General features: G+C 66.5%; 30 protein-coding genes. 23 read left to right on the top strand and 7 right to left on the bottom strand.

The genetic code is table 11. From position 1 onward, the window contains the following. Positions 1-277: 277 nt before the first annotated feature. Positions 278-649 (top strand): DUF2019 domain-containing protein, encoded by a 372-nt coding sequence (locus DY468_RS13525; protein WP_164605325.1) that lies wholly within the window; start codon positions 278-280, stop codon positions 647-649. Between the two features lie 77 nt (positions 650-726). Here the strand turns inward: DY468_RS13525 and DY468_RS13530 are convergent, their stop codons facing one another. Both DY468_RS13530 and DY468_RS13535 read right to left on the bottom strand, forming a co-directional pair. Next, the gene (locus DY468_RS13530; RefSeq protein WP_164605326.1) at positions 727-1,284 is read right to left on the bottom strand and encodes a hypothetical protein; all 558 of its coding nucleotides are present in this window, start codon (positions 1,282-1,284) and stop codon (positions 727-729) included. A gap of 3 nt (positions 1,285-1,287) precedes the next feature. After that, positions 1,288-1,875 carry a ComF family protein gene (locus DY468_RS13535; RefSeq protein ID WP_164605327.1) on the bottom strand — a complete coding sequence of 196 codons (588 nt, stop codon included), beginning with the start codon at positions 1,873-1,875 and terminating at the stop codon, positions 1,288-1,290. Between the two features lie 656 nt (positions 1,876-2,531). On the opposite strand from DY468_RS13535, the gene DY468_RS13540 reads away from it, so the two are divergent. Together DY468_RS13540 and DY468_RS13545 are read left to right on the top strand one after the other, a co-directional pair. Continuing rightward, positions 2,532-3,320 (top strand): hypothetical protein, encoded by a 789-nt coding sequence (locus tag DY468_RS13540; RefSeq protein ID WP_164605328.1) that lies wholly within the window; start codon positions 2,532-2,534, stop codon positions 3,318-3,320. Positions 3,321-3,324: 4 nt separating this feature from the next. Continuing rightward, positions 3,325-3,921: a hypothetical protein gene (locus DY468_RS13545; protein ID WP_164605329.1), complete on the top strand. Its 597-nt coding sequence runs from the start codon at positions 3,325-3,327 to the stop codon at positions 3,919-3,921. 123 nt (positions 3,922-4,044) lie between these two features. Here DY468_RS13545 and DY468_RS13550 read toward each other — a convergent pair whose 3' ends face one another. Further along, a complete protein-coding gene (locus DY468_RS13550; protein ID WP_205512299.1) occupies positions 4,045-4,260 on the bottom strand; it encodes a type II toxin-antitoxin system HicB family antitoxin in 216 nt (71 codons plus the stop codon). On the opposite strand from DY468_RS13550, the gene DY468_RS13555 reads away from it, so the two are divergent. Together DY468_RS13555 and DY468_RS13560 are read left to right on the top strand one after the other, a co-directional pair. Beyond that, entirely contained in the window at positions 4,259-5,425 is a 1,167-nt protein-coding gene (locus DY468_RS13555; RefSeq protein WP_246700974.1) for a hypothetical protein, read from the top strand. The genes DY468_RS13550 and DY468_RS13555 overlap by 2 nt on opposite strands. Then, entirely contained in the window at positions 5,313-6,662 is a 1,350-nt protein-coding gene (locus DY468_RS13560; RefSeq protein ID WP_502706225.1) for a DNA-packaging protein, read from the top strand. The genes DY468_RS13555 and DY468_RS13560 overlap by 113 nt, the downstream gene beginning before the upstream one ends. A gap of 171 nt (positions 6,663-6,833) precedes the next feature. On the opposite strand, the gene DY468_RS13565 is transcribed toward DY468_RS13560, so the two are convergent. Continuing rightward, positions 6,834-7,145, bottom strand: a complete 312-nt coding sequence (locus DY468_RS13565; RefSeq protein ID WP_142882328.1) for a hypothetical protein — start codon at positions 7,143-7,145, stop codon at positions 6,834-6,836. Between the two features lie 162 nt (positions 7,146-7,307). Further along, a complete protein-coding gene (locus DY468_RS13570; RefSeq protein WP_164605330.1) occupies positions 7,308-8,075 on the bottom strand; it encodes a S1 family peptidase in 768 nt (255 codons plus the stop codon). A gap of 65 nt (positions 8,076-8,140) precedes the next feature. On the opposite strand from DY468_RS13570, the gene DY468_RS13575 reads away from it, so the two are divergent. The 11 genes from DY468_RS13575 to DY468_RS13625 all read left to right on the top strand — a co-directional run bounded on the left by DY468_RS13575 (position 8,141) and on the right by DY468_RS13625 (position 16,145). Continuing rightward, the gene (locus DY468_RS13575) at positions 8,141-8,710 is read left to right on the top strand and encodes a head-tail connector protein (RefSeq protein WP_164605331.1); all 570 of its coding nucleotides are present in this window, start codon (positions 8,141-8,143) and stop codon (positions 8,708-8,710) included. Then, entirely contained in the window at positions 8,707-9,027 is a 321-nt protein-coding gene (locus tag DY468_RS13580; protein ID WP_164605332.1) for a head-tail adaptor protein, read from the top strand. Before DY468_RS13575 ends, DY468_RS13580 begins: the two co-directional genes overlap by 4 nt. Next, on the top strand, positions 9,024-9,434 hold the full coding sequence (locus DY468_RS13585; protein ID WP_142882332.1) for a DUF3168 domain-containing protein: 411 nt from the start codon (positions 9,024-9,026) through the stop codon (positions 9,432-9,434). The genes DY468_RS13580 and DY468_RS13585 overlap by 4 nt, the downstream gene beginning before the upstream one ends. 12 nt (positions 9,435-9,446) lie before the next feature. Beyond that, positions 9,447-9,854, top strand: a complete 408-nt coding sequence (locus tag DY468_RS13590) for a phage major tail protein, TP901-1 family (RefSeq protein ID WP_164605333.1) — start codon at positions 9,447-9,449, stop codon at positions 9,852-9,854. Between the two features lie 9 nt (positions 9,855-9,863). Beyond that, a complete protein-coding gene (locus tag DY468_RS13595) occupies positions 9,864-10,181 on the top strand; it encodes a gene transfer agent family protein (RefSeq protein ID WP_164605334.1) in 318 nt (105 codons plus the stop codon). Then, positions 10,178-10,381 (top strand): rcc01693 family protein, encoded by a 204-nt coding sequence (locus tag DY468_RS13600; RefSeq protein WP_164605335.1) that lies wholly within the window; start codon positions 10,178-10,180, stop codon positions 10,379-10,381. Before DY468_RS13595 ends, DY468_RS13600 begins: the two co-directional genes overlap by 4 nt. Next, entirely contained in the window at positions 10,378-10,971 is a 594-nt protein-coding gene (locus tag DY468_RS13605; RefSeq protein ID WP_164605336.1) for a phage tail tape measure protein, read from the top strand. Before DY468_RS13600 ends, DY468_RS13605 begins: the two co-directional genes overlap by 4 nt. Positions 10,972-11,126: 155 nt before the next feature. Further along, entirely contained in the window at positions 11,127-11,765 is a 639-nt protein-coding gene (locus DY468_RS13610; RefSeq protein WP_164605337.1) for a TIGR02217 family protein, read from the top strand. Between the two features lie 197 nt (positions 11,766-11,962). Next, complete coding sequence (locus DY468_RS13615; RefSeq protein WP_164605338.1) at positions 11,963-14,638, top strand: DUF1522 domain-containing protein; 2,676 nt, start codon at positions 11,963-11,965, stop codon at positions 14,636-14,638. 65 nt (positions 14,639-14,703) lie between these two features. Next, positions 14,704-15,258 (top strand): flagellar biosynthesis repressor FlbT, encoded by a 555-nt coding sequence (locus tag DY468_RS13620; protein WP_164605339.1) that lies wholly within the window; start codon positions 14,704-14,706, stop codon positions 15,256-15,258. A gap of 176 nt (positions 15,259-15,434) precedes the next feature. Then, on the top strand, positions 15,435-16,145 hold the full coding sequence (locus DY468_RS13625) for a helix-turn-helix transcriptional regulator (protein ID WP_349644277.1): 711 nt from the start codon (positions 15,435-15,437) through the stop codon (positions 16,143-16,145). Between the two features lie 230 nt (positions 16,146-16,375). On the opposite strand, the gene DY468_RS13630 is transcribed toward DY468_RS13625, so the two are convergent. Then, positions 16,376-17,368: an AraC family transcriptional regulator gene (locus DY468_RS13630; RefSeq protein ID WP_164605341.1), complete on the bottom strand. Its 993-nt coding sequence runs from the start codon at positions 17,366-17,368 to the stop codon at positions 16,376-16,378. A gap of 153 nt (positions 17,369-17,521) precedes the next feature. On the opposite strand from DY468_RS13630, the gene DY468_RS13635 reads away from it, so the two are divergent. From DY468_RS13635 to DY468_RS13665, 7 genes are all read left to right on the top strand, one after another. After that, positions 17,522-19,213, top strand: a complete 1,692-nt coding sequence (locus DY468_RS13635; protein ID WP_164605342.1) for an AMP-binding protein — start codon at positions 17,522-17,524, stop codon at positions 19,211-19,213. Between the two features lie 18 nt (positions 19,214-19,231). After that, on the top strand, positions 19,232-19,999 hold the full coding sequence (locus DY468_RS13640) for a 3-hydroxyacyl-CoA dehydrogenase (protein ID WP_011157856.1): 768 nt from the start codon (positions 19,232-19,234) through the stop codon (positions 19,997-19,999). 55 nt (positions 20,000-20,054) lie between these two features. Then, positions 20,055-21,242, top strand: a complete 1,188-nt coding sequence (locus DY468_RS13645) for an acetyl-CoA C-acetyltransferase (protein WP_164605343.1) — start codon at positions 20,055-20,057, stop codon at positions 21,240-21,242. Between the two features lie 7 nt (positions 21,243-21,249). Further along, positions 21,250-22,377: an acyl-CoA dehydrogenase family protein gene (locus tag DY468_RS13650; protein ID WP_164605344.1), complete on the top strand. Its 1,128-nt coding sequence runs from the start codon at positions 21,250-21,252 to the stop codon at positions 22,375-22,377. Positions 22,378-22,500: 123 nt separating this feature from the next. Further along, a complete protein-coding gene (locus DY468_RS13655) occupies positions 22,501-23,412 on the top strand; it encodes a phage/gene transfer agent baseplate hub protein (protein ID WP_164605345.1) in 912 nt (303 codons plus the stop codon). Positions 23,413-23,451: 39 nt separating this feature from the next. Continuing rightward, a complete protein-coding gene (locus DY468_RS13660; RefSeq protein ID WP_164605346.1) occupies positions 23,452-23,904 on the top strand; it encodes an NlpC/P60 family protein in 453 nt (150 codons plus the stop codon). Positions 23,905-23,960: 56 nt separating this feature from the next. Continuing rightward, positions 23,961-24,386 carry a GFA family protein gene (locus DY468_RS13665; protein ID WP_107357462.1) on the top strand — a complete coding sequence of 142 codons (426 nt, stop codon included), beginning with the start codon at positions 23,961-23,963 and terminating at the stop codon, positions 24,384-24,386. A gap of 262 nt (positions 24,387-24,648) precedes the next feature. Here the strand turns inward: DY468_RS13665 and DY468_RS13670 are convergent, their stop codons facing one another. Continuing rightward, on the bottom strand, positions 24,649-25,116 hold the full coding sequence (locus DY468_RS13670; protein WP_164605347.1) for a hypothetical protein: 468 nt from the start codon (positions 25,114-25,116) through the stop codon (positions 24,649-24,651). Between the last annotated feature and the right edge of the window lie 37 nt (positions 25,117-25,153).

Below are 25,153 nucleotides of genomic sequence, written 5' to 3' on the forward strand. Positions count from 1 at the left end.
TAAGGGACAGGGTTAGGCGCGTAGCGCCGTAACCCACCGACCACCTGTATACCGAGTGCCAAAGCATCGCAGCCGATGTCCTTGAGCGCTCGATCACGAGCGGGACTTGATGTCGGCGAGTAGTCCTGGCAGCGTTCGGAGTTGAACAACAGGTCTGCTCTATCTGCGGTATTTCGAGCGGAGGTCGAGCGCTGATAACTCGGTCGCGAATTCGCCCGCAGTCGAAGCGCACATACGCACAGCCCATGGAGGCGGGCCGCCGCCGGAGGTCGGAGCCATGAGTAAGCTGGATCTGTACCGGATGACGACGCAAGATCTCGTGGCTCTATTCGCCAAAGTCACGGTCGAACAGGACGACGCCTTGCTCGGCAACCAGATCGCCAGGTTCAATCGGCTGTTCGGCGTGATGGCGGAGATTGCGGACGAATTAAAAGCGCGCGACGGCGACCAGCGCACCGCGCTTCTGAGCCTTTTCGAATACCCCAATATGCAGGTGCGGCTTCAGGCCGCAAAGCTCACGCTCGCCGTCGCACCAGTGAAGGCGCGTGAGCAGCTCGAAGCGATCGTATCCTCGAAATGGTTTCCGCAAGCCGGTGACGCCGGCATGTGCCTGGACTTTCTGGATGATGGGACGTTCAAGCCGAAATGATGCGACGCTGCAGTAGTTGCCGCGCGCTCCTGCGTCTCGCAGCGCTCAGCGACTCGGTGTCAACAGGAAGGAAACGACTAAACCGCCAGCGAAAGCTGGTTCGGCGTCAGCGACTGCATGCGGGCGTTGAGCTTGATCTTGTCGTCGGCTTTGGCGCGGGCATGGTCCGACATCGCCGAGACCAGCGATTGCAGCCCGCCGGCATCCGCCACCGTTACGAATGTCTTGCTCTTGTTGATGAACACGACGGTCTTCCGGCCGCGCGCCAAAAGCTCGATGATGTTGGACAGCGTGCCGGTACTCTTGCAGTCCCACACCATCAGGCCGACGTCACTGACGCGCGCCATCTCGCGGTCTTTGGCGGTGAAGAACGCCCGGCTGCCGGCTGCGGCGGTCGTCGATACGGTCTGCACCGGCCAATTACCGACGTTGTTGCGCGGCGTCTCGCCACTGCAATACACCGTCACTCTTACGGCGCCATGCTCCGCCAGGCAGTTTTGAATCGACGTGTCTGCTCCATCGGCGTCACCGACCACGACGTCGAGGTCCGAACCGGCGATCGTGGCGATCCGCTGCTCGACCTGCTTGTCGAGACGACTGATCGAGATCGAGCCTGCGATGAACACCGTGGTCATGAGCTACGTCTTTGTAATCGTTGCAGCGTAGATCTTGCCGATCTTGGGATAGGCCCGAAGCGCCGTACTGGCGGCCTCCATCGACGCTCCTGTATCGAACAAATCGTCCAGCAGCAGGGCGTTCCACCGCCCGTTGCCACCGATAGCGTCTTTTACCGCAAAACAGCCTGCAAGGGCAGCGGCTTTCTCGTCCTTCCCGGTCAAGCTCTTCAGTTGTGGGGCCCCGACGCGCGCTGTTTTGCTCAGCAAATCGGTGAAAACGGGAAGTTCCGCCAAGCGCCCGAGCTGAGTGGCAATTTCGGCGACCGGCTGCCGCACCCGGTGCAGGGTTGGGGGCATCGGCACGATCAGGCCGACCTCTCTAAACCGCGGCAGCAACGACTGCCTTAGCTGGTCCGCGAGCGGACCCGCTTGTGTCCAATCCGAACGATATTTCAGCTTGTACAGCGCCTCGCCCGGTTCTGATCGAACGGTGTCAAACCGCGGGTGCCCGTGCTCGTCATCACCGAGATAGGTGCTCGACAGAACGTGCTGATGCAGCGCGTAACCCGCGTCCCAATTGCCCGTCAGGGTTTTGACATCTACCAGCATAAGACCGATCCGGTCGGTGCGGCTGCAGAGGAACGGCATCCTTCCGGGACGATCGGCTTGGCTGCAAGACAGGAGCTTCCCGGACAAGGGCCGGCCGTGCAGCTTCTCTGCCGTGGATGAAGGAGTCACAGACGCTGCTGATGCGCCGAGAAACTGGCCGAACAGTCGGATGCTGAGGCGCTTCCGCCGCAGCACTCCAATCGTTGACAGGCAGGGCGAGCTGCGTGGGTCCGCATTTCGGTCAAGCCGTCCATCCTCTTCAGCGTCGCTAAGCGCGCGGTGGCGGCGTGTAGGATTTCGATGCCGTCAAGCTTGTGACATTTCGCTCGGGCTGTAGCGACGAGCAAGAGTCTGCCTATCGAGCCGTATGTCTCTGAAGGATTTTGGAAATTGGCATTTTGAGCGACCACAGAACCCTGGGATAAAGACGAAATACCGGTTGATTGCCTGCGCTTGGTTGTGGAACTTCTGCCTCCACAACTCTCTTGGGGGCTTTGATGCTGAAGGCGACATCTCGCTATATCCTGTATTTTGACTTGGCGATGGCGCCGCATCCAAGCGATGCACCGGCCCTCCCGCTCCAGGAATTTATACCGTACTTACAAAGGCGATCGGAGACGGGGAGTGCATGCCAAGTAATCGATAACGAGCGACGTGTGATCCGTCTATCTGCGATCAAGCAGGTGCGCACCAAGGGCGGTAAGCCGGCGATTGCCTTGTTGCTGAACCTGGGAGATCGAGACAAGGCTGATCCTGGCTTCACAAATTTCGCCACTGGTAAAGTTAGAATTCCAAAGCGCCATGCGGACGAGGCAGGTGGACTGTCGGTGCATGCTGTCCTTTGCACCCGCCCAACCCAAAATGGCGGACATCTCTATCGCATGGTCTATGAGGATGTTAGTGGCTTTGGCCGAACTCTAATTCAGAGCTTTATTCGATCGGAGTTCAAGGTGATCAGCGAAGAAAGGCATCTTACGTTTCGCAGAGAAGGGGGAAGCGAGATCAAGACGCGTCCGATGGTTGAGTTGGCGGGGCACGCATCCGATCGTCTTCGGGACTCGCTTACCGAGGGGCGATTGCTCCACGTTGATCTGGTCGATTACATCGAAGAGGATTTTGGGTTTGACGAAGGAAAGTTTATCAAGACGGCGCGGCGAGATTTGAGCCTCTCAATTTCGAGATCATTGCCCGATGGAGAAGGTCTGAAACTAATTGAGAAGCTCAAGCTGTATGCGCGACGAAAGGGGTATGCTTCAATGAGGGTCCGCTGGCGTGATCCAGAATTAACTCGCCCTCAATCCGCCAGGGTAGATGTGGCCAGGCAGGATGCTGGTGAGGCGGTCTTTGTGAAGTCGTCCGAGATTGAGCTCGATCTTCCGCTGCCGGATATCTCTGAGAGTATTAGCGACGAATTAGTCTCGAAGATGAAAAACCTTCTGGATTAGGCCGATGTGGCGCATCTTTGTTCCACTCCAGTACCTGAAAATCGATCATCCAGAAAAATGGAAATTCGACTGGGGAATCCCGCTTGTTTTCGCGGTCTTCTTCGCTAGTCCATTGTTGTCAAGCGAGTTTAGGGCCGAGGGCGCCGCGGGACTAAATATCGTTGAGAAAATCAGTAGCTTTCTGGGCGTTCTGACAGGGTTCTATATAGCTGCGCTAGCGGCAGTTGCGACCTTTGGTAAAGCGGAGATGGACGACCCGATGCCTGGCGAGCCGGGAGTGCGGCTGGAGCATCGAGTGAATACTGAGATTTACATGGAGAAATTGTCGCGGCGAAGATTCCTGTCGTTTCTTTTTGGTTATATGGCGCTGGTTACGCTCGCGTTGTACGTGCTTGGCTACGTCTACATGGTGCTCGATAAGTATGCTCTTTCGGGTACTTCTCTCCACGTCCCGGTTTTCGTAGCATTCTGGATTGTGTACTCGTTTTCATTAGCTAACGTGCTCGCTAATACGCTGCTTGGCCTATTCTATTTGACTGATCGAATCCATCGACCCAATCGGACGGTGCAATCAAATGATGGTTCGCAAGATTCGATGTGATGCAGGACTATCGGTGTTGCGCCTGCTGACGGTTTTCTCGGCACTTGAAGTTCGAGTGCGATGGTGGCTCGGGCAGGCCAGAGGGAACCAGCTGACAGCGCCGGATCGATGTTAGTTTGCGCGTCAGCCTGAAAACGGTTTGTTGACATCCTCGCCGCGCTCCTTGCAGAACACCAGGTAGTCCTCGATCAAGCCAGCCAGCGCCTTCTTCAGTTCAGCGACGGATTTGCCCTGAAAGGTGATGACGTCCTGCGTACCGGCGACCTCGCCGTGGAAGATCCCGACGTCGGGGTCGTATTCGGCTGTGGCGGTGTAGCCCTTGTAGGTCATCGTGGTCATGGCTGGCGCCGAGTTCGTCTGCGCCGCTGCGGTCGCCTGGGTGGCGGTGCGGCTGGCTGCAGCATGGCAGCGCTGTCGTGCCGCCGCAACGGCGCGCTCGCTGATCCGCCGGTCGGCGCTGCAAGGCGTGGATGCCCGGCACAGGGTCGGGCATGACGGCGGAGCCGGTGATTGCCGGGCCGCATGGACGCTGGTGCTACGGCGTGACCCGAGACGCGCTGGTAAGGGAGCTGCCATGTCCGACAATCCTCCGCCGCGCCGCTATCTGCCGCGCGGTTTTCCGCCTGAGGGGCTGGCGGAGGCGAGGCGGCTTTATGAAGAGACTGACGTGCCGCTGGCCGACGTGGCGGCGCGGTTCGGCACCAATCGGCGCTGCCTGGGCAAGCTGGCGGAGAGCGAGGGCTGGGCATCGCGGTGGAGCCGACAGCGGTTGACGCCTGTGCCGCGGGCGGTCCGGTTTTCCGACGCGGCTATTGCGCATATCCGGCGTCGCTACGAGGACAGCGACGACACCGTCGAGAGCATCGCCGCGAGTGTCGACGCCGATCGCAGCACGATCGAGCGGCTCGCCGAACAGCAGGGCTGGCGGTTGCGCAAGCACCGGCCGCCGCGCGACCTGCCGGAGACCTTGCAGATGCAGCTCGATGCCGCCGCGACCCTGCTGCAGGCGCGCGCCGCGGAGGCCGGCGAGGCGGTGGCGGCGTTGCCGCCGCCGGCGCAGGCCGTGGCGTGCGAAGCGGAGGCAAGCGCTGTGACAGACACGGCAGCGACCGAGACGGGGGCGCCGCAGCCGGCCGATCCGGCCGCGCCTGCTGCACCCGAAGCGGTGCTGTCGCTGGCGCTTCGGCTGGAGCGCGCGGTCGAGACCCAGCTTCGTAAGGTCGAAGACTTGCGCGAGGACGCCGGGGCCGACCCGGCCAGCCGCGCGGTCGAGGCCGAGCGGATCGCCCGCACGCTGGCGGCGCTGACGCAGACGCTGTTCAAGGTCCGCCAGCTTCGCGATCCCGAGCGCGCGCTCAGCGCCGCCGATGACGAGATGCCCGCCGATGCCGATGGATTCCGTCTGGAGCTTGCGCGCCGCATTGAGGCGTTTGTCCGCGGCGGGACTGACCGAGAGCTTTCTGCGCGCGACCGGGCTGCGGACGCTGGCGACGCTGGGGCATGATTTTGCGGTGTTCGCGCATCCGCATCAGGAGCATGAAGAGGCCGGCAATAACGGCGCGCCGTGGACCACCTGGCTGATGCTCGGCGGCCGCGGCGCCGGCAAGACGCGGGCCGGCGCCGAATGGGTGCGGGCGCTGGTCGCCGGCACGCCGCCTTATGCGGCGCGGCCTTATGGCCGGATCGCGCTGATCGGCGAGAGCTGGCACGACGCCCGCGAGGTGATGGTCGAGGGCGAATCCGGCCTCTTACGGATCTCGCCGCGCGCCGAGCGGCCGGAATGGATCGCCACCCGCAAGCGGCTGGAATGGCCGAACGGCGCGGTCGGCCAGGTGTTCTCCGCCGACGATCCGGACTCTTTGCGCGGTCCGCAATTCGAGGCGGCGTGGTGCGACGAGCTGGCGAAGTGGCGCTACGCCGAAGCCAGCTTCGACATGCTGCAATTCGGGCTGCGGCTGGGCTCCCGGCCGCGGCAACTGATCACCACGACGCCGCGGCCGTTGCCGCTGATCAAGCGGCTCCTGGTCGATCCGCGGACGCGGGTGACGCGGGCGCCGACCCGCGCCAATGCCGAGCATCTGTCGCCGGCGTTTCTCGACAATGTGGTGGCGCGCTATGCCGGCACGCGGCTCGGCCGGCAGGAGCTGGACGGCGATCTGATCGAGGACCGCCCCGACGCGCTGTGGTCGCGGGCGCTGATCGAGCGCAGCCGCGTCGCCGAGGCGCCGCCGCTGCAGCGCATCGTGGTGGCGATCGACCCGCCGGCGTCGTCGAAGCCGGGCGCGGACAGCTGCGGCATCGTCGCGGTGGGGCGCAGCGGCGACGGCGTGTATTTCGTGCTGGAAGACGCTTCGGCGCAGGGGCTGACGCCGGCCGGCTGGGCCGCCAAGGCGGTGGGGCTGTATCACCGGCTCGAGGCCGATGCGATCGTCGCCGAAATCAACATGGGCGGCGAGATGGTGCGGGCGGTGATCCGCGAGACGGATTCGGTGGTGCCGATCCGCGAGGTGCGGGCGAGCCGCGGCAAATACGTCCGCGCCGAGCCGGTGGCGGCGCTGTACGAACAGGCCAAGGTCAAGCACGTCGGCAGCTTCCCGCTGCTCGAAGACGAGATGTGCGACTTCGGCCCCGGCGGCCTGTCGAATAGCCGCTCGCCCGACCGGCTCGACGCACTTGTCTGGGCCGTCACCGCGCTGGTGAAAGGCGCCAATGCCGGCGGCCCGCGGGTGCGGCTGCTGTGAAGGCGGCGAGGGTGTCGCGTGTAGGATGGGCCCGCGCGCAGCGAAACCCATCACGCGATTGCGGGGGGCCGATGGGTTTCGCTGCGCTCAACCCATCCTACCAGACCTGCTTGGGGTGGATGATGGGTTTCGCTGACGCTCAACCCATCCTACCAGAAGGCGAAGCAGCGCTCAGCAGTAGCCGTACCAGCCGCAGGCGTAGGGCAGGCGGCCGAAGATCAGGTTCGGATCGGTGCCGTAATAGCTGCGGTACAGATACGAGCGCGGCTTGCCGTAGTAGCCGTGCACGATCGGCGGCACGTCGACCTCCGGCGCATACACCGGCGTGCCGCTTTCCATCTCCAGCGATTGCCGCACGCCGCGCGGCTTCGGTTGCGGCTCGGCGAAGATCTTGCCGATCTTGCTGTGCATTGGCAGATCGGCCGCCCGCGCGGGCCAGGCCAGCGGCAACGCGATCAGCAGTAGCAGCACGACACGCAACATGGCGGCACTCCGGAGTGAGATGCCGCGAGGGTGGGCGATTATGGTTAATAAAGATTAACCATCGGCGTTTTCCCCGTCATTGCGAGCGCAGCGAAGCAATCCAGGCGCCGTGCACCGAGCCTCTGGATCGCGTCGTCGGCTGCGCCGCCTCGCGATGACGAGCTATCGGCTGAGCGCCGAGCCCCAGCTTTGCGCGGTGCGGGCGATCCAGTCGCGGTACAGCGTCAGCGGGGTGACGCCGGTGAGGCCGCCGCAGCCGGCGCTGTTGCCGGGGCCGGTCGACCACGACACCACGCCGATCACCACCAGCCGGTCGTTCTGCGCCTGCAGCGCCGGGCCGCCGGAATCGCCGGTGAAGGCGCCTAAGCCCGCGCTGCCGCCGGTGGCGGCGGGATCGGTGAGGCGGATCTGCAGCCGGCCGGGGCGGCCGGTCGCGGTCAGCGTCGCGCTGCGGGCAGTGCCGCCGCTCTTGCCGTCGCCGCGCCGGGTGACGCCGATGCCGGCGACGGTGAAGTCCTGGCCGGCGGCGAGCGGATCCTCCGGCGCCGCGATCGGCAGCGGCGCCTTGCCGGGCAGCGGCGCGGCGAGCTTGAGCAGCGCGACGTCGGCGCTGGCGCGGTGGCCGAGGATCGCGCCCATGTCGAATTCCGGATGCGCCGCGACGCGGGCGACATCGCGCAGGCTGGGCTGCCGCTGCGCGTCGTAATGCACCACCTTGTAGTCCGCGCCGGGGCCGACGCAGTGCGCGGCGCTCAGCACCAGATCGGGCGCGATCAGCGTTCCCGAACAGAAATTGCCGCGCGAGCCGACGATGGTGACCAGGGCGCGGGAAAGCGCGCCGGTCGCCTCGGGCGCGCCGCCGACCATTGCGGCGGCCGGTGAGGCCAGCGCGGCGACGAGCAGACAGCCGAATGTGAGCGAGCGGATCATGCCGGCGCGTTTCGCCCGCCGCCGCGGCGCTGTCAATCGCCGATCACCAACCATGAGGAACCACCATGCCGATGCTGCTGCTGGCCGGGCCGGCCGCCGAGCCGTGGACCATCACGGATCTGAAGAGCTTCCTGCGCGTCGAGCACGACGCCGACGACGCGGTGATCGCCTCGCTGCTGACCGCGGCGCGGGCCCAGATCGAAGCCTGGACCGGCAAGATGCTGCTGGCGCAGCGCTGGCGGCTGGTGCTGGATGCCTGGCCGCGCGACGGCCGCATCGTGCTGCGTGGCGGCCCGCTGCGGGCGCTGATCGCGGTGCGGACCTACGACGCGCACGGCGCCGCGCACGATGTCGATCCCGCCGGCTTCGTGCTCGATCTCGCCGCCGACGTGATCGCGGCGCCGCGCTGGGCGCTGCCGGAGCCGGGGCGCCCGGTCGCCGGCATCGAGCTCGACCTCGAACTCGGCTACGGCACCGCGCCGGACGATGTCCCGCCGCCGCTGCGCCACGCGGTGCGCCTGCTGGCGGCGCAGTGGTACGACAACCGCGGCGACGCTGCGTCCGGAGCCGGCTCCGCGGTGCTGCCTGGCGGCGTCGCTGCGATGATCGCGGGCTATCGCACGGTGACGCTGTGATCGATCCCGGCCGCTTGAACCGCCGGCTGACACTGCTGGCGCCGGTCGAGACCGACGACGGGCAGGGCGGCGTGGCGCGGAGTTACGCGGCGCAGGCGGTGGTGTGGGCCAGCGTGACGCCGCTCGCCGCGCGCGAGGGCGTCGCGGCCGATCAAGATCTTGCCGCGCTGCGCGCCAAGATCACGCTGCGCGCCGGCGTGGCGCTGTCACGCGCGCACCGGCTCGCGGACGGCGACAGCGTGTACCGCATCATCGCCTGGCGCAGCCGCGAGCGCGGCGCGCTGCTCGAGATCGACGCCGAGACGGAGCAGACATGACCCCTGCCAGCGTTGCGCTGCGCGCGGCGATCCACCGCGCGCTGATCACCGACACCGCGCTGCTCGCCGCGCTCGGCGGGCCGCGGATCTACGACGAGCCGCCGCGCGAGGCGGCGTTTCCGTTCGTCACCCTCGGCGAAGCGCGGATCAGCGACGTCTCCGCCGACGACGCGCCGACCCAGGAGCATCAACTGACGCTGCACGCCTGGTCGCGGCAGGGCGGCCACAAGGAGGCGCACCTCATCACCGGCGCGCTGCTGCAGGCGCTGGATGATGCGCCGCTGGCCCCGTCCGGCCATCGCCTCGTCAATCTGCGGTTCGCGCTCGCCGACATCCGCCGCGAGCCCGACGGCCGCACCTATCACGCCTTGGTGCGATTTCGCGCCGTCACCGAACCAGTTAGTTAGCAGGAGCCGCGCATGGGCGCACAGAAGGGCAAGGATCTGCTGCTCAAGATCCACGACGGCACCAACTACGTCACCGTCGCCGGCTTGCGCAGCCGCAAGATCGCGTTCAACGCCGAACTGGTCGATATCACCCACGCCGAATCCGCCGACCGCTGGCGCGAGCTGCTGGCCGGCGCCGGGGTGCGCCGCGCCTCGATCTCCGGCCGCGGCCTGTTCAAGGATTCCAGCTCCGACGCGCTGGTGCGCAGTGCGTTCTTCAGCGGGCTGATCAGCGACTGCCAGGTGGTGGTGCCGGATTTCGGCAGCATCGCCGGGCCGTTCCAGATCGCCAGCCTCGAATTCGCCGGCGAACACAACGGCGAAGTCACCTTCGACCTGACGCTGGAGAGCGCCGGCGCGCTCGGCTTCGTCGCCATCTAGGAGGACACGATGGCCAACAGACATCGCGGCGAGATCGAAGCCGAACTCGGCGGCCGCACCCGCACGCTGGTGCTGACGCTCGGCGCGCTCGCCGAACTCGAAGCCGCGTTCGCTGCCACTGATCTCGTCGCACTGGCGCAGCGCTTCGGCAGCGGGCATCTGTCGGCGCGCGATCTGGTCCGGATCATCGCCGCGGGCCTGCGCGGCGCCGGCGAGGCGGTGCGCGACGACGAGGTCGCGGCGATGAAGGTGAGCGGCGGCGCCGCCGGCTATGCCGGCATCGCGGCCGAGTTGCTGGCAGCGACCTTCGGCGAGGCCGCGGCGTGACGCCGTTTCCGTGGGCGGAGGCGATGCAGTTCGGCCTCGGCGTGCTGCGGCTGCCGCCCGATCAGTTCTGGCGGATGACGCCGCGCGAACTCGCCGCCGCGATCGCCGGCCTGCGCGGCGGCGCAACGGCGCCGCTCGGCCGCGCCGCGCTCGACGAGCTGATGCGGCGCTATCCGGATCACCAGGAGCTGATGCGATGACGAGCGATGGCACCAGCGAGAGCTGCGACTGCGGCTGCGTCGAGGAGACGACGCAGAAGGTGGAGCAACTCACCACCAAGACCCAGGCGCTCAGCAGCGAAGCCAAGGGCTTCGCGCGGGCGATGACCTCGGCGTTCTCGCAGTCGATCACCGGCGGCAAGCAGTTCGAGGACGTGCTGAAGTCGCTGGCGCTGAAGGTCTCGGATCTGGCGGTCAAGGCGGCGCTGAAGCCGCTGACCACCAGTCTCGCCAGCGGCTTCGACAGCCTGTTCTCGGGATTGTTCGGCGGCACCACCGCCAAGAACGCCGACGGTGCGATCAAGCCGTTCGCATCGGGCGGCGTGATCGGCACGCCGACCTACTTCCCGATGCTCGGCGGCGGCGTCGGTCTTGCCGGCGAGGCGGGCCCCGAGGCGATCCTGCCGCTGTCACGCGGCGCCGACGGCCGGCTCGGCGTCGCCTCCAGCGGCGGCGCCACCACGGTGAACATCCAGATCGCGACGCCCGACGCCGACAGCTTCCGCCGCTCCGAGACTTACCTCACCGGCCAGATCGCCCGCGCCGTCGCGCGCGGCCAGCGCGGGCTTTGAGCCCGCGGCCTTCCATCCACGCCATTGCGAGCACAGCGAAGCAATCCAGTTCCTTGATGTGCTGAGCCTGGATTGCTTCGTCGCGGAGCCCGTGGCCGGACGGCGCGTCGCGCCGATCCGGGTGCTCCTCGTAATGACGATGAAGGACTCATCGCATGACCTCCTTCCACGAAATCCTGTTTCCGCTCGACGTCGCGCTGAAAAGCGCGGGCGGGCCGGAGCGGCGCACCGAGATCGTCGGCTTCGGGTCGGGCCGCGAACAGCGCAACGCGCGCTGGGCGGACTCGCGGCGGCGCTACGACGCCGGTTACGGCGTCAAGACGTTCGAGGCGCTGCAGCAGGTGGTGGCGTTCTTCGAGGAGCGCCGCGGCCCGCTCACCGGCTTCCGCTGGCGCGACCGGCTGGATTGCAGCTCCGCCGCGCCCGGTGCGCCGATCTCGCCGCTGGACCAGGGCATCGGCATCGGGGACGGAGCGCGCGCCAGCTATCAACTCGTCAAGACCTACGGCGCGGGCTTTGCGCCCTATGTGCGCACCATCGCCAAGCCGGTCGCCGGCAGCGTTCGCGTCGCGGTCGGCGGTGTCGAGGCTGCGGCCGCCGCGTTCGCCTGCGATTCCGCCACTGGTCTCGTCACCTTCGCGCCCGGCCATCTGCCGCCGTCCGGCGCCGCCGTGACTGCCGGATTTCAGTTCGACGTGCCGGTGCGGTTCGATACCGACTACCTCGAAATCGATCTCTCGGCGTTTGCGGCCGGCGCCATTCCGAAGATCCCGCTGGTCGAAATCAAGGTGTGAAACACGCAACGAAACGCGTCGCGGCGCCCCGCCGGCCGTGAACGAAACCTTGCCCGGCGGACGTCCGATTGGGTGAAGGCGACGCCCGATCGGACGTTGGCCGGTTCAACGATCCTTTCCGCGGCGAAATTGAGAATGGCGAGCCGACAGAAAAGTTCGGCTCAACGACACGTCATTGCCCAGAAAGGCAAAAGTCCATGTCCGGTATCGTTCTTTCCAACGCCGTTCGCCAGAATCTCTCGTCGCTCCAGGCTACGGCTGATTTGCTCGCCACCACCCAAAGCCGCCTGTCGTCCGGCAAGAAGGTGAACTCGGCGCTCGACAATCCGACCAACTTCTTCACCGCCGCTTCGCTCGACAGCCGCGCCAGCGACATCAACAACCTGCTCGACGGCATCGGCAACGGCGTGCAGATCCTGCAGGCCGCCAACACCGGCATCACCTCGCTGAACAAGCTGGTGGACAGCGCCAAGTCGATCGCCAACCAGGCTCTGCAGACCACTGCCGGTTACGCCACCAAGTCGAACGTGTCGGCGACCATCTCCGGCGCCACTGCGGACGACCTGCGCGGCACCCAGAGCTTCAGCAACGCCGTGGCCAGCAGCAACGTCGTGTTCGACGGCACCGCCGGCGGCACCAATGCGGCCTCGAGCACCGACACCCTCGGTGGCACGATCGTCAGCATCGCGGCTTCTGCGGCCGTGACCGTCGTCGGCGCCGCCGACAACACCGGTCTCGGCAACGCCCTGACGGTGGGAACGGCCAGCGGCTCTGCCACCGGCGCGTCCAAGATCAGCGATCTGACCAATGGTCTGACCACGACCGCGACCGGCCCTGCCGCCGGCGACGCGATCACCGTCAACGGCAAGACCATCACCTTCACCACCGCCGGTGCGGCGAAGGCGGACTCCGAAGGCAACTATACGATCGGCCTCGACCAGAACCTGACGGCTCTGCTCAAGACCGTCGACACCATCAACAACAACACCACGAACGCCTCGCAGGTGACTGGTGGTAAGCTTGAGCTGCACTCGGGCACCAACAGCCCGCTGACCATCAGCGACAACGCTGGCGGCGCGGTGCTTGCCAAGCTCGGCCTCGATTCCACCTCGGGCAAGGTCGATACCGCGGCTGCGACCAGCTCTGCGGCGAACATCTCGGGCTCGACCCAGTTGTTCAACACCCACGGTGGTCTCTCCACCACGGCGATCGCCGATGGCACCACCCTGTCGGTGAACGGCAAGACCATCACCTTCAAGACCTCGGACGCGCCGCAGGGCAACGATATCGCTTCGGGCACCGGTGTTCTCGGCCGTATCGGCACCGACGGCAACGGCAACTCGACGATCTATCTCGGCAACCAGGGCAACTTCACCAACGCCACCGTCGGTGACGTGCTGACCGCGATCGATCTGGCCAATGGTGTCAAGTCGGCTTCGATCTCGAACGGCGTTGCGACGATCTCGACCAGCGCCGGCCAGACCGAGTCCTCCGTCGCCGGCGGCATCGTGACCATCCAGAGCTCGTCGGGTGCCGACCTGAATCTGACCGGTCCGACCGATCTGCTGAAGAATCTCGGCCTGACCACCGCGACCGGCGCCGGCCCGCTGACCTTGACCAAGCCGCGTACCACGAGCGGTACGACGCTGGGCACCCTGGTTCAGGACGGTTCGACGCTGAACGTGAACGGCAAGACCATCACCTTCAAGAACGCCGCGGTGCCGACGGCTTCCGCGTCGCACACCGGCATCTCCGGCAATGTCGAGACTGACGGCAACGGCAACTCGACGGTGTACCTGCAGAAGGGCACGCTCGACGACGTGATGAAGGCGATCGACCTTGCCACCGGCGTCCGCAAGGCGACTCTCGGCAATGCCGGTGCGGTGATTTCGACCGCCACTGGTACGGCCAACTCGTCGATCACCAACGGCATGCTGAAGATCTCGACCGGTCTGCAGTCCGATCTCAGCATCACCGGCACCGGCAACGCCATGTCGGCGCTGGGCCTCACCGGCCCGAGCGGCACCGACAGCTCGTTCTCCGCGTCGCGCGGTGCGAGCGCCGGCAGCCTCAACGGCAAGACCTTGAGCTTCACCTCCTTCAACGGCGGTGCGGGCGTCAATGTCACCTTCGGCGACGGCACCAACGGCACCGTCAAGTCGCTGGCCCAGCTCAACGTTGCGCTGGCCGCCAACAACATGTCGGCGGCGATCGACAACGCCACCGGCAAGCTGACGATCTCGACCTCCAACGACTACGCTTCCCACACCCTGGGCGGCAACGAGGGCGGCGAGCTCGGCGGCACGGCGTTGACGAGCCTGACCTTCACCACGCCCCAGGCGCCGGTTGCGGACGTCAATGCCCAGAACACCCGCGCGGGTCTGGTCAAGCAGTTCAACGACATCCTGAACCAGATCAAGACCACGGCTCAGGACGCTTCGTTCAACGGCGTCAACCTGCTGAACGGCGACAACCTGAAGCTGGTGTTCAACGAAACCGGTAAGTCGACGATCTCGATCCAGGGCGTCACGTTCGATCCGACCGGCCTCGGTCTGTCGAACCTGTCGTCGGGCGTCGACTTCATCGACAACAAGGCCACCAACGCGGTCCTCGACAAGCTGAGCGCCGCCTCGACCACGCTGCGGTCGCAGGCCTCGGCGTTCGGTTCGAACCTGTCGGTTGTGCAGGCACGTCAGGACTTCTCGAAGAGCCTGATCAACGTGCTGCAGACCGGTTCGGCGAACCTGACGCTGGCCGACACCAACGAGGAAGCGGCGAACAGCCAGGCGCTGAGCACCCGCCAGTCGATCGCGGTGTCCGCGCTGTCGCTGGCCAACCAGTCTCAGCAGGGCGTCCTGCAGTTGCTGCGTTAACGACACCGAAGGGGCCGGCGGCGGCGACGTCGCCGGCCCTTTCTTCCTGATCCTGGAGAGAACAAATGCCGTTCGCCGAGATGACCGCCACGCACGCCGCCAAGACGCAGCGCCGAAAGCCGTCATCCGGACTGAAGATCACGCTGAAGCCTTTCGAGCGGATCGAGATCGGCGCCCTGACGTTGATCAACGGCTGGACGGAAGCGTCGACCTTCTCGATCGAAGGGCTCGCGCCGGTCCTGCGCCAAGCCAACACCATTCTCGAAGATCGCGCCGACACCAGCCTGCGCCAGGTCTATCTGCGTCTGCAGAAGCTGTATCTGCGACGGGACGGGGCGACGATCGAAAGCTATACCGAAGCCACCGAGCGCCTGCTCGAAGAGATGCCCGCTGCCGCTGCCGCGGTCGACAACGCCAACAAGGCGATCGGCGAAGACCGGCTCTATACCGCGCTGAAGATCTATCGCGATCTGCTCGACGAGACCGACGCGGGATGGTCCGAGCAGACGTCGGAACCCGCTGTGATCAAGCAGGGCGATCGTCAAACGACGCCGTCCGTCGAGTTCGTGCGCGACCGCCGGAAATATCGCGCGGGCAACGCTCGCAGCAGCTCCGTCTGAGGGCGGCACGGACCGCCACCGAAATTTGGGGGTGGCGACTCTCCGACACCCGAACTAGGGTCCCGTGCAATTACGGGGTCAGGCTTCTCGCCCGTCCTTCGTAGGGACGATTTGTCGTACTGTTTCAGACACTTGCGGTCATGCTGCGCGCGAATCTATCGAAGATCGTCAGGGGAGTGGGAATCAGCGCCCTGGTGATCGATCGGAACGGCAAGATTCTGGAATCCAGCGACGAGCCGGCAACGTCCGGTTCGTCTCAAGCCAGACCCAAGCTGGGCAGCAGCTATTTCGACGCCTGTATTCGACCCGATCGGCACTCGCTGGAACTGCTGCGCGGCTTCAAGAGCCTGGCCGAGAAGAGCATCGACTTTTTCTCGACCGTGAGTTGGCGCGAGGAAGCCGGCGAACGCAAGCACTTCCTGATCGTCGCGACACCGTCGGACGATAATCCCGACACGATCGTGGTGCTGCACATCGATCTATCGGTGCTGCTCGGCGGGCGTCAGGAGCTGTCCGCATTGATGATCGGGCAGGGAGCCGCCGCGACGGCGCAGGCCGACTCGGTGATGATCGGTGCCGTCCGCGGCGCGATCGTCGAAGCGCTCGCCGCTTCGCAGGATCGGAGCCCGACGCTGACGATCCCCAAAGCTCAGCCGCAAGAGCAGAACGTCTTCAGCGAGCTGACGCCGTCGCAATTGGAACTGCTGCCCTATCTCGCGAGCGGGAAGAGCAATCGGCAGATCGCCAAGGAGCGGGACATGAGCGTATTCACGGTCAAGTCCCAGGTGGCGGGCATCATTCAGAAGCTGAACGTCGCCAATCGCACCCAGGCGGCACTGCTGGCGATGCGCAACAGCGAAGCCTTGGGAATTCGATCGGGAGCCTAGAGCGGTTCATCGTTTGATTGACACGATCCGACCTTTCCGAAGGCACTGAGTCCTCATCCTGAGGAGCACGGCGAAGCCGGGCGTCTCGAAGGATGGGGCAACGCATTCCCTGCGTCGCATGGTTCGAGACGGCGCTACGCGCCTCCTCACCATGAGGTTCTGCCTGTTGCAGGCTGTCCGAAGCGCGGGTTCGATTCTATCGAAAACAGGATTGCTTCACGCGCGATGCCTCAGCCCCCGATCGCCTCGCGGCGAAATGCGCCGGGGCTTTTCGCCATCCATTTCCGGAACGCGCGCTGAAACGCGCTGGGCTCGGCGAAGCCGAGGTCGGCGGCGATGTCGCCGACCGGCTTTTCGTTTTCGGCGAGCCAGCGGATGGCGAGCGCACGGCGGATCTCGTCCTTGATCGATTGATAGGTCTGCCCTTCGGCGCTGAGGCGGCGGCGCAGCGTCGAGGCGGGGATCTTCATCTGCTTCGCCAGCGTCTCGAAGTTCGGCCATGCGGTCGGCGGCTTCGCCCGCAGCGTGGTGCGGATCGCCGCGGTGAGCGTGGCGTCGTGGCGGTAGCGGACCAGAATGTTCGCCGGCGCCCGGCGCAGGAACTCCTTCAACGCCCGCTCGGTGCGGTTGGTGCGCAGCTCGAGAAACGCGGCGTCGAACACCAGCGCGCTTTCCGGCTGGCCGAACCTGACCGGCGCGCCGAAGAACGATCGATAGTCCGCCGCAAAGGCCGGCGGAGTGCAGGCGAAATCGACCCGGCGCAGCGGCAGACGCCGGCCGACCAGCCAACAGGCGATGCCGTGCACCATGATCCAGAAAGTGCGGTAGGCGAAGGCCGAGCGCGGCGCTGTCTTGTCCCGCAACACGATGCGGGCGAGGCCGCCCTCGATCCGCAGTTCGCCGCTGGGATCGTCCAGGGCGATCTTCAGGAACCGCAGCGCACGGTTCAGCGCTTGCCGCAGCGTGCCGGCGTTGAGCACCGCGTGGCCGAGCAGCGTGAACGATCCAGGGCGCATCGGCCGGCCGCCGAGACCGAAGAACTCGTCGTCCATCGTCTCGGCCACCGCCAGCCACAGCGCGCCGAATTGAGCGGCCGAGACGCGCTCGCGCACCACCTCCGGCAGGCCGGCCGAAACGAACACCGGCCCGGGCGCGATGCCGGCACTGCGCAGGCAATCGGCGACCTCTTCCACGAACAAAGGCGCAATCGTCCGCCGCTCCAATCGTCCGGTCCTCTCTCGAAAGTGGCAAAACCGATCACAAATCTAGGTCAGTTTGGTCCTGGAAAGCCACAGCGCTCCGCAGCTTAATCCGCCCCCGTGAATCCACTCGCGTCAAACCCTCGTGCCAACAACGAGGGCAGGGGAAGAAACACCATGAGCAACGCCCATCCTGCAGTCGCAGCGACCGAAGATTACGCCGACGTTCTTGCGCGGTTTCGCCGCGAGGATCTCGAAGCGCTGTTCGACGGCGACTTCGCGACCGGCATCAACGTTTGCATCGAATGTTGCGATCGTCATGTCGCGGGCGGCGGTGTTGCGCTGGATTGGGAGAGCCAGGACGGCCGCACCGCATCTTTCAGCTTCGCCCAGATGAAGGACTATGCGGCCCGCGTCGCCAATCTGCTGGTCGCGCAGGGCGTGAAGCCCGGCGATGTGGTGGCCGGCATGCTGCCGCGCACGCCCGAGCTGCTGGCGCTGATCCTCGGCACCTGGCGCGCCGGCGCGGTGTATCAGCCGCTGTTCACCGCGTTTGGTCCCAAGGCGATCGAGCACCGCGTCAAGATGAGTGCCGCCAAGCTGGTTGTCACCGATGTGGCCAATCGCGCCAAGCTCGCCGATGTCGCCGATTGCCCGACTGTGGCGATCGTGACCCGCCCCGGCGAGAGCGCGCCGCTCGGCGATCTCGATTTCCATGCCGAGATCGCGGCGCAATCGACCGAGTTCGCGCCGGTGCTGCGCAAGGGCACCGACCTGTTCCTGATGATGTCGACCTCCGGCACCACCGGCCTGCCGAAGGGCGTGCCGGTGCCGATCAACGCGCTGCCGGCGTTCTATTCGTACATCCGCGATGCGGTCGACCTGCGCGCGGGCGACATCTTCTGGAACATCGCCGATCCCGGCTGGGCTTATGGCCTGTACTACGCGGTGACCGGCCCGCTGCTGCACGGCCACGCCACCACCTTCTACGACGGTCCGTTCACCGCCGAGAGCACCTACGGCCTGATCAAGCGCCGCGGCATCACCAATCTGGCCGGCGCACCGACCGCGTATCGGCTGCTGATCGCGGCGGGCCCGGAAGCTGCCGCGCCGGTGAAGGGCCAGCTCCGCGTCGTCAGCAGCGCCGGCGAGCCGCTCAATCCGGAAGTGATCCGCTGGTTCGCCGAGCATCTCGCCGCGCCGATCCACGATCACTACGGCCAGACCGAACTCGGCATGGTGGTGAACAATCACCACCGGCTGCGCCACACCGTGCATCCCGGCTCCGCGGGGTTGGCAATGCCCGGCTTCCGCGTCGCGGTGCTCGACGAGCAGAGCAACGAACTGCCGCCGAACGTGCCGGGCGTGCTGAGCGTTGACCTGAAGCGCTCGCCGCTGATGTGGTTCTCCGGCTATTGGCAGCAGGAGACGCCGGCGATCGAAGGCGGTTACTACCGCACCGGCGACACCGTCGAGCTGGAGCCGGATGGGTCGATCAGCTTCGTCGGCCGGGCCGACGACGTCATCACCTCGTCGGGCTATCGCATCGGTCCGTTCGACGTCGAGAGCGCGTTGATCGAGCATGCGGCGGTGATCGAGGCGGCGGTGATCGGCAAGCCCGATCCCGAGCGCACCGAGATCGTCAAAGCCTATGTGGTGCTCGCCAAGGACGTGACGCCGAGCGAGGCGCTGGCCGAGGAGCTGCGCCAATACGTCAAGAAGCGGCTCTCGGCGCATGCCTATCCGCGCGAGATCGAATTCCTGGAGCAACTCCCGAAGACGCCGAGCGGCAAGCTGCAGCGCTTCATCCTGCGCAAGCGCGACACCGAGCCGGCGGGCACGGCCCAGGGCACCTCTTCTGCAGCTTGAGATACGGATCAAATCGACATGAACATTACTGATCGCGTTTTCCTGGTCACCGGCGCCGCCTCCGGTCTCGGCGCCGCCACCGCCCGCACGCTGGTCGCGGGCGGCGCCAAGGTGGTCGGTCTCGACCTCAACGCCGAAGCCGGCGCCAAGCTCGAGCAGGAACTCGGTGCGAGCTTCCGCTTTCTCGCCACCGACGTGACCAAGGCCGAGGATGCCGAGGCGGCGGTGAAGCTCGCCCAGGATGTGTTCGGTCACGTCAACGGACTGGTGAACTGCGCCGGCGTGGCGCCGGGCGAAAAGGTGCTCGGCCGCAACGGCCCGCACAAGCTCGACAGCTTCGCCCGGGCGATCACCATCAACCTGATCGGCAGCTTCAACATGATCCGGCTCGCTGCCGAGGCGATGAGCAAGGAACAGCCGGACGCCGAAGGCGAGCGCGGGGTGATCATCAACACCGCCTCGGTCGCGGCGTTCGACGGCCAGATCGGGCAGGCGGCGTACTCGGCCTCCAAGGGCGGCGTCGCCGCGATGACGCTGCCGATTGCGCGTGAACTTGCGCAGCACGGCATTCGCGTCGTGACGATCGCGCCCGGCATCTTCGAGACCCCGATGATGGCCGGGATGCCGCAGCCGGTGCAGGATGCGCTCGGCAAGAGCGTGCCGTTCCCGCCGCGGCTCGGTCGGCCGGCCGAATACGCCGCGCTGGTGAAGGCGATCTGCGAGAATACGATGCTGAACGGCGAGGTGATCCGCCTCGACGGTGCACTGCGGATGGCGCCGCGCTGAGGCGCGGCGGTTACTACTCATTCGATCAAACAACCAAAATCCAGGGAGAATTCCCATGACCCACGATCCTATCGTTATCGTCGGCTCCGCCCGCACCCCGATGGGCGGCTTTCAGGGCGAACTGAAGGACGCCACCGCATCCCAGCTCGGCTCGGCCGCGATCTCGGCCGCGGTCGAGCGCGCCGGCCTGAAGCCGGATGCGATCGACGAAGTGGTGTTCGGCTGCGTGCTGCCGGCCGGCCAGGGCCAGGCACCGGCGCGCCAGGCCTCGCTCGGCGCCGGCCTGCCGCTGTCGGCGGGCTGCACCACCGTCAACAAGATGTGCGGCTCCGGGATGAAGGCGGCGATGCTCGCGCATGATCTGTTGATCGCCGGCAGTGCCACCGTCGCGGTGGCGGGCGGCATGGAGAGCATGACCAACGCGCCGTATCTGCTCGACCGCGCCCGCGGCGGCTATCGCATGGGCCACGGCCGGGTGCTCGACCACATGTTCCTCGACGGCCTGGAAGACGCCTACGACAAAGGCCGGCTGATGGGAACCTTCGCCGAGGACTGTGCGCAAAGCTATCAGTTCACTCGCGAGACCCAGGACAACTTCGCCATCACCTCGCTGACCCGCGCCCAGGCCGCGATCAAGGACGGCTCGTTCGCGCGCGAGATCACGCCGGTGACGCTGAAGTCCGGCAAGTCGGACATCACTGTCACCACCGACGAGCAGCCGCTGAAGGCCAAGCTCGACAAGATCCCGACGCTGAAGCCGGCGTTCCGCGAGGGCGGCACCGTGACGGCGGCGAACTCGTCGTCGATTTCCGACGGCGCTGCGGCGCTGGTGCTGATGCGCCGTTCCGAAGCCGACAAGCGCGGCTTGAAGCCGCTCGCGGCGATCGTCGGCCATTCCACCCACGCGCACGAGCCGGCGCTGTTCGCCACCGCGCCGATCGGTGCGATCCGCAAGCTCAGCGAACGCACCGGCTGGAATCTCGCCGACGTCGATCTGTTCGAAGTCAATGAGGCGTTCGCGGTGGTGGCGCTGGCGGCGATGCACGATCTCGGCCTGCCGCACGACAAGGTCAACGTCCATGGCGGCGCCTGCGCGCTCGGCCATCCGATCGGCGCCTCGGGTGCGCGCGTGCTGGTGACGCTGCTGGCGGCGCTGGAGAAGTACGACCTCAAGCGCGGCATCGCCTCGCTGTGCATCGGCGGCGGCGAAGCCACCGCCGTCGCGGTCGAACGGCTGTCGTGAGCGCATCATGATTCTCAACGAACTACAGATCCAGATCCGCGACACCGCCCGCGACTTCGCGCGCGAGCGGCTCGCCCCGACCGCGGCGGCGCGTGACGTCGCGCATGCGTTTCCGCGCGCCGAACTGACCGAGATGGGCCAGCTCGGCTTTCTCGGCATGCTGGTGCCGGAAGCCTATGGCGGCTCCGACACCGGCATGGTGGCCTATACGCTGGCGCTGGAAGAGATCGCCGCCGGCGACGGCGCGTGCTCGACCATCGTCAGCGTGCACTCCTCCGTTGGCTGCATGCCGATCCTGAAATTCGGAACCGACGAGCAGAAGCAACGCTTCCTGCCCAAGCTCGCCAACGGCGAGTGGATCGGCGGCTTCGCGCTGACCGAACCGCAGGCCGGCTCCGACGCTTCGAACCTGCGCACCACCGCGCGCCGCGACGGCGATGCCTATGTGATCAACGGCGCCAAGCAGTTCATCACCTCGGGGCAGAACGGCCAGCTGATCATCCTGTTCGCCGTCACCGATCCGTCGGCCGGCAAGAAGGGTATCACCGCCTTCATCGTGCCGACCGATACGCCCGGCTACGAGGTGGTGCGGGTCGAGGACAAGCTCGGCCAGCATTCGTCCGACACCTGCCAGCTCGCCTTCAACGACATGCGGATTCCCGCTGATCTGCGGCTCGGTGCCGAAGGCGAGGGGCTCAAGATCGCGCTGTCGAATCTCGAAGGCGGCCGGATCGGCATCGCCTCGCAGGCGGTGGGCATGGCGCGCGCCGCGTTCGAGGCGGCCCGCGACTACGCGCGCGACCGCGTCACCTTCGGCAAGCCGATCATCGAGCATCAGGCGGTGGCGTTCCGGCTCGCCGACATGGCGACCCGCATCGCCGCGGCGCGACAGATGGTGCTGCATGCCGCCAGCCTGCGCGAAGCCGGGCTGCCGTGCCTGACCGAAGCCTCGATGGCCAAGCTGCTGGCCTCCGAGACCGCCGAGGCGGTGTGCTCCTCGGCGATCCAGACGCTCGGCGGCTACGGTTACTTGAAGGACTTCCCGGTCGAGCGGATCTATCGCGACGTCCGCGTCTGCCAGATCTACGAAGGCACCAGCGACGTCCAGCGCATCGTGATCGCGCGCAACCTCTGATCTGAACCACATCCCCGGTCCCGGCGGGGCGCTCGCCGCCGCCGGGCCGTCGATGCGACATCGTCCGCGGGGCATCGCGTCGCCCCGGCGGATGCGCCGTCGCGCGCCATCGAGGAGCTTGTCATGCGCAGCATTCCGGATGCGTTGCAGGCCAGACTCGACGGCGGCGTCACCACGCTGGCGCAGTGTTGGATCGTGCGGCGGCGGGACGGTGTCGTGCTCGGCTTCACCGACCACGACCGCGATCTCGTCATCGAGGGCGTGAGTTGTCGCGCCGGCACCGGGTTCTCGGCGTCGGAGGCGTCGCAGCGGTTCGATCTGTCGGTCGATGGTGCGGAGATTTCCGGCGCGCTCGATGACGATCTGCTGCGCGAGGCGGATCTCGCCGCCGGGCGCTACGATGCGGCGGCGATCGAGAGCTGGCTGGTGGATTGGAGCGCACCCGAGCTGCGGGTGCTGACCGCGCGCGGCACGCTCGGCGAGGTGCGGCGCGAGGGCGCTGCGTTCACCGCGGAGCTGCGCGGGCTCGCCGATCTGCTGTCGCAGGAGAGTGGCCGGCTTTACGCCGCGGCGTGTAGCGCCGATCTCGGCGACGCGCGCTGCCGCGTCGATCTCGGCAGTCCGGCGCGGCGCGGCGAGGGGACAGTCGTCGCGGCGCCAGGGACCTCCACTATCACGGTCTCCGGGCTGGACGGCTTCACACCCGGCCTGTTCACCGCCGGCCGGCTGAGCTGGCGCAGCGGCGCCAACCAAGGCGCGGCGGTCGAGATCAAGCAGCATCGCATCGTCGGCGGCGAGGTGCGGTTGTCGCTGTGGCAGGCGATGGCCGAACCGATCGCGCCCGGCGACGGCTTCGTCGTCACCGCCGGCTGCGACAAGCTGTTCGCGACCTGCCGCGACCGCTTTGCTAACAGCGACAATTTCCGCGGCTTCCCGCAGATTCCCGGCAACGATTTCGTCGTCAGCTATCCGGTGCCCGGCGCGCCCGGCAACACCGGCGAGCCGATCGGTCCGGTGCTGCGCAGCGATCTGTGACCGCGTCACGATCTCATCACGCAATGGAGCGAGGGCACGATGGATCAGCCATTGGGGCGCGACGCGATTGTCGCCGAAGCGCGGAGCTGGATCGGCACGCGCTATCGGCATCAGGCCTCGGTGAAGGGCGTCGGCTGCGATTGCCTCGGCCTGGTGCGCGGGGTGTGGCGCGCCTGTCTCGGCGACGAGCCGGAAGCGCCGCCGCCTTACGCGCCGGATTGGGCCGAAGCCGGCGGCGACGAGACGCTGGCGGCGGCGGCGCTGCGCCATCTGGTGCCGGTGCCGTGCGATGCGTTCGATCGCGGCGACGTGCTGCTGTTCCGCTGGCGCGATGGGTGTGTCGCCAAGCACGCCGCGATCGCCTGTTCGGCCACGATGATGATCCACGCGCACGACGGCGCGGCGGTGTGCGAGGTCGCGATCACGCCGTGGTGGCGGCGCCGGCTCGCCTATGCGTTCACGTTTCCCGGCGTTGCAGATCCGCTGCGTTGACGTTGGCGAAGTGGTCTGGTCAGGTCCGGTGTAGTTTCGAACTGGAGGTCTGCGGGATGGATCACGACAGCAACGTGCGGACCGGTGGATGCCATTGCGGGGCGGTGCGCTTCGAAGTGACGCTGAGCGACGGCTTCGACTCGATCCGGCGCTGCACCTGTTCGTATTGCCGGATGCGCGGCGCGGTGGTGGCGATGGCCGAGATGGGCGGGATCAAGATCCTGCAGGGCGAGGACGTGCTGACGACCTATCGCTTCCACACCGGCACGGCGCAGCACTTCTTCTGCTCACGCTGCGGCATCTACACCCATCATCAGCGGCGATCCAATACGAACCTCTACGCCGTCAATGTCGCCTGCCTCGATGGCGTCAGCCCGTTCGACTTCACCGAAGTGCCGGTGATGGACGGCGTCAACCACACCAACGACACCGGCCAGCCGACCCGCCGGGCCGGCACGCTGCGCTTCATCGCGTCGGAGTGACGGCGAGCGCTTTGAAAGGGGGCTGCGTCTATCCTTAGTTGGCCTGTGACCGCACTTCGCTTGTGCTCGCAACAGGCAAAGCCTCATGGTGAGGAGGCGCGAAGCGCCGTCTCGAACCATGCGCCGCGAGTCACGCGCGGCCTCATCCTTCGAGACGCCCGGCTTTGCCGGGCTCCTCAGGATGAGGACTCAGTGCCCTCGACGAGGGGCAATGCCGCTTCGATCAATCGACCAAGCGAACTAATCGCCTGGACGACCACGCTCAGGCCGACGCCCTGGCGTTGGCCGCCTTGGTCTCGGCGATCATCCGCTTGATGGCATCGACGGTTTCGGGCGGCAGGTGCTTGGCGGCGCCGAGCGCGACGTACAGCGCATTCAGCGTGTTGCGGCGGGCCTCGGGCGGGATCACCATCTTGGCGCGCGGGCCTTCGGCGAGGCCGTACAGCGCCTGCGCGGCGAGATCGAGATCGTAGCCCCACACCCAGCACCACAGCCGCACCGCGGTCGACCATCCGCGTTCATAGGCACGCAGCGAGGTGCCGGCTTCGAACAGCGCCTTAACGGCGGCGTCGCGGGTGTCCTCGGGGGCGCCGGCATCGACCGCGGAGTAGCGCTCGGCGACGTCGAGCACGTCGATCCGCTTGGCCTGCAGCGCCACCACCGGCTTGCCGATGAAATACACCGCGCCATAGGCGACGATCGCCACGACTACGCTCGCTAGAAATTCCATCGCCTGATCCTGCCGGCCGCCTCGCCCAAGCCGGGTA

Origin of the sequence: Rhodopseudomonas sp. BR0M22, assembly GCF_010907035.1 — a bacterium.
Lineage (GTDB): Bacteria > Pseudomonadota > Alphaproteobacteria > Rhizobiales > Xanthobacteraceae > Rhodopseudomonas.